This window comes from Halomonas sp. 11-S5, assembly GCF_029889825.1.
Lineage (GTDB): Bacteria > Pseudomonadota > Gammaproteobacteria > Pseudomonadales > Halomonadaceae > Halomonas.
In genome coordinates, this window is record NZ_JARANW010000049.1 from 1 (window position 1) to 4,550 (window position 4,550).

Genomic DNA, 4,550 nt, shown 5'->3' on the forward strand with positions numbered 1-4,550 from the left:
TGGTCCGGCACTCCGGGGCCTGTCGACGGATTAGCCCCGAGCGATACCGCTATCTGCGATAGCCCTGGGGAAAACGGCGCATCGCTTGCCGAAGGCGGTGGTCTCTGGTATAAAGTGCAGCCTTTGAATTCCCTTGGGTCAAATGACAACGGGGTCATCCCGGTTTGCCCGACAGGTTTTGAACACTCAGGTCTAAACACCTGGCCAAGCGGTTGGAGGCTCTCATGTCCAAAGTATGTCAGGTTACCGGCAAGCGCCCGGTGACTGGTAACAACGTTTCACACTCCCAGCGCAAGACGCGCCGTCGTTTCGTGCCGAATCTGCATTCCCACCGTTTCTGGGTGGAGGCCGAGAAGCGCTTCGTCAAGCTGCGCGTCTCCTCCAAGGGCATGCGCATCATCGACAAGAAGGGCATCGAGGCGGTGCTCGGCGACATCCGCAAGCGCGGCGAAGCCGTCTAAGCGATTTATCACGGGAGATAACCGTCATGCGCGACAAGATCAGAATGATATCCAGTGCCGGTACCGGTCACTTCTACACCACCGACAAGAACAAGCGGAATACCCCGGACAAGCTCGAGATGAAGAAGTTTGACCCGGTCGTCCGCAAGCACGTGATGTACAAGGAGGGCAAGATCAAGTAAGTCTTGGTCGCTTCCGCCGCAGGCAGGAGCCTGTCAGCCTGAACCCGGCCCGATGGTCGGGTTCTTGCGTATCGTTGCCCCGCCGGACGAGACTATGCCCGAGCTGCCCGAAGTCGAGACCACCCGCCGGGGCATCGCCCCCCATGTGGAAGGCCGCGAGATCGTCGAGGTGATCGTGCGCCAGGCCCGCCTGCGCGTGCCGGTGCCGGCGGACCTCGTCGAGCGGCTGGTCGGGGCGCGCATCGGCGTGCTCGCCCGGCGTGCCAAGTACCTGCTGCTGCCGCTCTCACGGCCGGGGCAAGGCGAGGGCGGCGGTACCCTGCTCTGGCACCTGGGCATGTCCGGCAGCCTGCGCATCGCCCGCCTGGGCGAGCTGCCGAAGAAGCACGACCACGTCGACCTGGTGCTCGACGATGGCGGCATCCTGCGCTACCACGACCCGCGCCGCTTCGGCTTCGTCGACTGGCTGGCCGAGGGCCCGGCGCCGGATGCGCGCCTCGCCCGGCTGGGGCCGGAACCGCTGTCTGACGCCTTCGATGGCGCCCGGCTCTTCGACCTGTCCCGCCGCCGTCGGCTCACGGTCAAGCCCTTCCTGATGGACAACGCCGTGGTGGTGGGCGTGGGCAACATCTACGCCGCCGAAGCGCTGTTCCTGGCCGGCATCGACCCGCGTCGCGCCGCCGGGCGCATCGCCCGGCGGCGCTATGACCGCCTCGCGGCGGCGGTGCGCGAGGTGCTGGCGGCCGCCATCACCCAGGGTGGCACCACCCTGCGCGATTTCGTCGGCGGCACCGGCGAGCCCGGTTATTTCAAGCAGCGCCTCAACGTCTACGGGCGTGATGGCCAGCCCTGCCGGCGCTGCGGCTCCGAGCTGCGCCTGGTGACCCTGGGCCAGCGGGCCAGCGTGTTCTGCGGCCAGTGCCAGACTTGAACGATCCCCTCTTTCCCCTGCGAGACCCCCCCATGACCCAGCACACCCTGCGCCTGAAGAAGAACGCCGACCGTCGCCTCAAGGCCGGCCACCTGTGGCTCTACTCCAACGAGATCGACATCCAGGCCACGCCGCTCAAGGACATCGAGGCCGGGGCACAGGTGGTGGTCGAGGCCGCCAATGGCAAGGCCATGGGCGTGGCCTACGTTAATCCGCATTCGCTGATCTGCGCGCGGATGGTCTCCCGCGACCCGGCGCAGGGGCTCGACCGTTCGCTGCTGGTCCACCGCCTCAACCAGGCACTGGCGCTGCGCCAGCGGCTCTTCGACAAGCCCTTCTATCGGCTGGTGCATGGCGAGGGCGACCTGCTGCCGGGGCTCATCATCGACCGCTTCGGTGACGTGCTGGTCGTGCAGGTGAACACGGCCGGCATGCAGGCCGTGCTGCCCGAACTGCTCGACGCCCTGGACAAGGTGCTGTCGCTGTCGGCGGTGGTGCTGCGCAACGACACCAGCGGTCGCCGTCAGGAGGGCCTCGAGGCCGGCGTCGAGGTGGTGAAGGGCACGCTGCCCGACCGGGTGCTGCTGGAGGAGAACGGCGTGCAGTTCGTCGCCCCGGTCCTCGACGGCCAGAAGACCGGCTGGTTCTATGATCACCGGGTCAATCGAGCCTGGCTCAACGGCCTGGTGGCCGGCAAGCGGGTGCTGGACCTGTTCAGCTACGTGGGGGGCTGGGGCGTGCAGGCCGCGGCCAACGGTGCCAGCGAAGTGCTCTGCGTGGATGCCTCCGGTCCGGCGCTGGAGCGGGTCGCCGAGAACGCCGCTCTGAACGGGCTACACGAGCGGGTGGCGGTGGGCGAGGGCGACGCCTTCGAAGTCCTGGCGGCCCTCAAGGCCGAAGGCGAGGAGTTCGACGTGGTGATCCTCGATCCGCCCGCCTTCATCCGCAAGCGCAAGGATATCCCCAACGGCGAACGCGCCTACGGCAAGCTCAACCGCGAGGCAATGCGCCTGCTGGGACGCGACGGCCTGCTGCTCTCGGCCTCCTGTTCCATGCACCTGGCGCCGGAGCGCCTGGTCGAGGTGGTGCGTGGCGCGGTGCGTCACCAGGACCGCCAGGGGCAGATCCTCTTCCAGGGCCACCAGGGACCGGATCACCCGGTCCATCCGGCGATCCCCGAGACGTCCTACCTCAAGGCCCTGGGCGTGCGCGTTTTCCGGGACTAGTGCGCGATGCTCCCCGGCTACGTTCGCGCCTTCGCCCACTCCAATGCGCTGCTGGTCAGCCACGTGCACAACGTGCTGACCGCGGCCGGCATTCCCGCGGAGCTGCGTAACCTGACCCTGGGCGGTGGCGCCGGTGAGCTGCCGCTGGGGGAGTGTGAGCCGGAGGTATGGGTGGCGCCCCACAACTTCGCGCGCGCCGAGGTCCTGATCCGCCAGGCCCTGGAAGGCACGAGCGAACACCCGGCCTGGACCTGTCCGGGATGCGGGGAGCGCCTCGAGGGCGCCTTCGACACCTGCTGGAACTGTGGTACCCACCGAGAGCCCTGAGGCGGGCCGGGGCCTGCCCACGTCTTCCTGAGCGAGATCGTTAGCCGGGCCACCTCCTCGGCCGTCCTGGCAGGCTTTCCTGCAGGGGTAATGGCTGGAAGAAGAATTTCGGGCAAGAAAGCCCTCTTGTACTGATATTTTCCGTTCTTCTGCGTGGGCTCTTCATGTATGGACTGCCTGTGCTGTAATGGGGAGGAAAGCCACCCAACAACAGTGTGCAGGAGCAAGTCATGCAGATCGCCGTGCCCAAGGAAATCAAGAACCACGAGTACCGTGTCGCCCTGACCCCTACCGGCGCCCGGGAGCTGGTCGGCCGTGGCCATACGGTCACGGTGCAGGCCGGGGCCGGCGAGGGCGCTGGCTTCGCGGACGTCGCCTATGAGGCCGCTGGGGCGCGCCTCGTGGTCGATGTGGCCAGGGTCTGGGACGGCGCCGAGTTGATCCTCAAGGTCAAGGAGCCGCAGGCCGAGGAGGTCGCGCGTCTCAAGGCCGGCCAGACGCTCTTCACCTACCTGCACCTGGCCGCCGAGGAGACCCTTACCCGCGGCCTGATGGCCAGCGACGCCACCTGCATCGCCTACGAGACCATCACCGACCGCCAGGGCGGCCTGCCGCTGCTGGCGCCGATGAGCACCGTGGCGGGGCGCATGGCCATTCAGGCCGGCGCCCACAGCCTGGAGAAGGCCCAGGGCGGCGCCGGCGTGCTGCTGCCCGGGGTGCCCGGGGTGGCCCCGGCCAGGGTGGCCGTGATCGGCGGCGGCGTGGTGGGCGAGAATGCCGCCCGCATGGCGCTGGGCCTCGGTGCCGAGGTCACGGTACTCGACAAGTCGATCCCGCGCCTCGAGACCCTCGACGACCGCTACCAGGGCCGCATGAAGACGGTCTTCTCCACCGCTGATGCCATCGACGAGGCGGTGCGCGAATGCGACCTCATCGTCGGTGCCGTGCTGATCCCGGGGGCCGCCGCGCCCAAGCTGATCACCCGCGAGATGCTCGCCGAGATGAAGCCCGGCAGCGTGCTGGTGGACGTGGCCATCGACCAGGGCGGCTGCTTCGAGACCAGCCGGGCCACCACCCATACCGACCCGACCTATATCGTCGACGGGATCGTGCACTACTGTGTGGCCAACATGCCGGGCGCCGTGGCGCGCACTTCCACCCAGGCGCTGACCAACGCCACTCTGCCGTTCGTGATCGCCCTGGCCGACAAGGGCTGGCAGCAGGCGCTGGCCGACGACGCCCACTTCGCCGCCGGCCTCAACGTCCACGCCGGACAGGTGACCTACCAGGCCGTGGCCGAGGCCTTCGGTCTCGATTTTGTCGAGCCTGCCGATCTGCTGGGGTAGTGGACAAGCCCAGGACGATCGCCGATGGCAACACCGCTCAAGGCTTTCCCGGCGACAGGCCCCGGAGCGCCGGACCG

Annotated in this window: 6 protein-coding genes; all 6 read left to right on the plus strand. The window is 68.0% G+C overall.

Annotated elements, in window-relative coordinates:
* Nucleotides 1-224 precede the first annotated feature (224 nt).
* Nucleotides 225-461: a 50S ribosomal protein L28 gene (gene rpmB / locus OP497_RS17365; protein ID WP_089712820.1), complete on the plus strand. Its 237-nt coding sequence runs from the start codon at nt 225-227 to the stop codon at nt 459-461.
* A 26-nt stretch (nt 462-487) separates the two neighbouring features.
* Nucleotides 488-643, plus strand: coding sequence for a 50S ribosomal protein L33 (rpmG, locus tag OP497_RS17370; protein WP_089712818.1), 156 nt, complete (start codon nt 488-490; stop codon nt 641-643).
* A gap of 94 nt (nt 644-737) precedes the next feature.
* Complete coding sequence (mutM, locus tag OP497_RS17375) at nt 738-1,574, plus strand: bifunctional DNA-formamidopyrimidine glycosylase/DNA-(apurinic or apyrimidinic site) lyase (protein WP_280550745.1); 837 nt, start codon at nt 738-740, stop codon at nt 1,572-1,574.
* A 32-nt stretch (nt 1,575-1,606) separates the two neighbouring features.
* Entirely contained in the window at nt 1,607-2,800 is a 1,194-nt protein-coding gene (locus tag OP497_RS17380) for a class I SAM-dependent rRNA methyltransferase (protein WP_280550748.1), read from the plus strand.
* Nucleotides 2,801-2,806: 6 nt separating this feature from the next.
* Nucleotides 2,807-3,127 carry a DUF2007 domain-containing protein gene (locus OP497_RS17385; protein WP_280550751.1) on the plus strand — a complete coding sequence of 107 codons (321 nt, stop codon included), beginning with the start codon at nt 2,807-2,809 and terminating at the stop codon, nt 3,125-3,127.
* A 230-nt stretch (nt 3,128-3,357) separates the two neighbouring features.
* Nucleotides 3,358-4,473 carry an alanine dehydrogenase gene (gene ald / locus OP497_RS17390; RefSeq protein WP_280550753.1) on the plus strand — a complete coding sequence of 372 codons (1,116 nt, stop codon included), beginning with the start codon at nt 3,358-3,360 and terminating at the stop codon, nt 4,471-4,473.
* Nucleotides 4,474-4,550 lie beyond the last annotated feature (77 nt).

Coding starts and splice junctions, on each gene's coding strand:
- OP497_RS17380 (WP_280550748.1), top strand. CDS start 1,607: ATGACCCAGCACACCCTGCGCCTGAAGAAGAACGCCGACCGTCGCCTC.
- rpmG (WP_089712818.1), top strand. CDS start 488: ATGCGCGACAAGATCAGAATGATATCCAGTGCCGGTACCGGTCACTTC.
- rpmB (WP_089712820.1), top strand. CDS start 225: ATGTCCAAAGTATGTCAGGTTACCGGCAAGCGCCCGGTGACTGGTAAC.
- OP497_RS17385 (WP_280550751.1), top strand. CDS start 2,807: ATGCTCCCCGGCTACGTTCGCGCCTTCGCCCACTCCAATGCGCTGCTG.
- ald (WP_280550753.1), top strand. CDS start 3,358: ATGCAGATCGCCGTGCCCAAGGAAATCAAGAACCACGAGTACCGTGTC.
- mutM (WP_280550745.1), top strand. CDS start 738: ATGCCCGAGCTGCCCGAAGTCGAGACCACCCGCCGGGGCATCGCCCCC.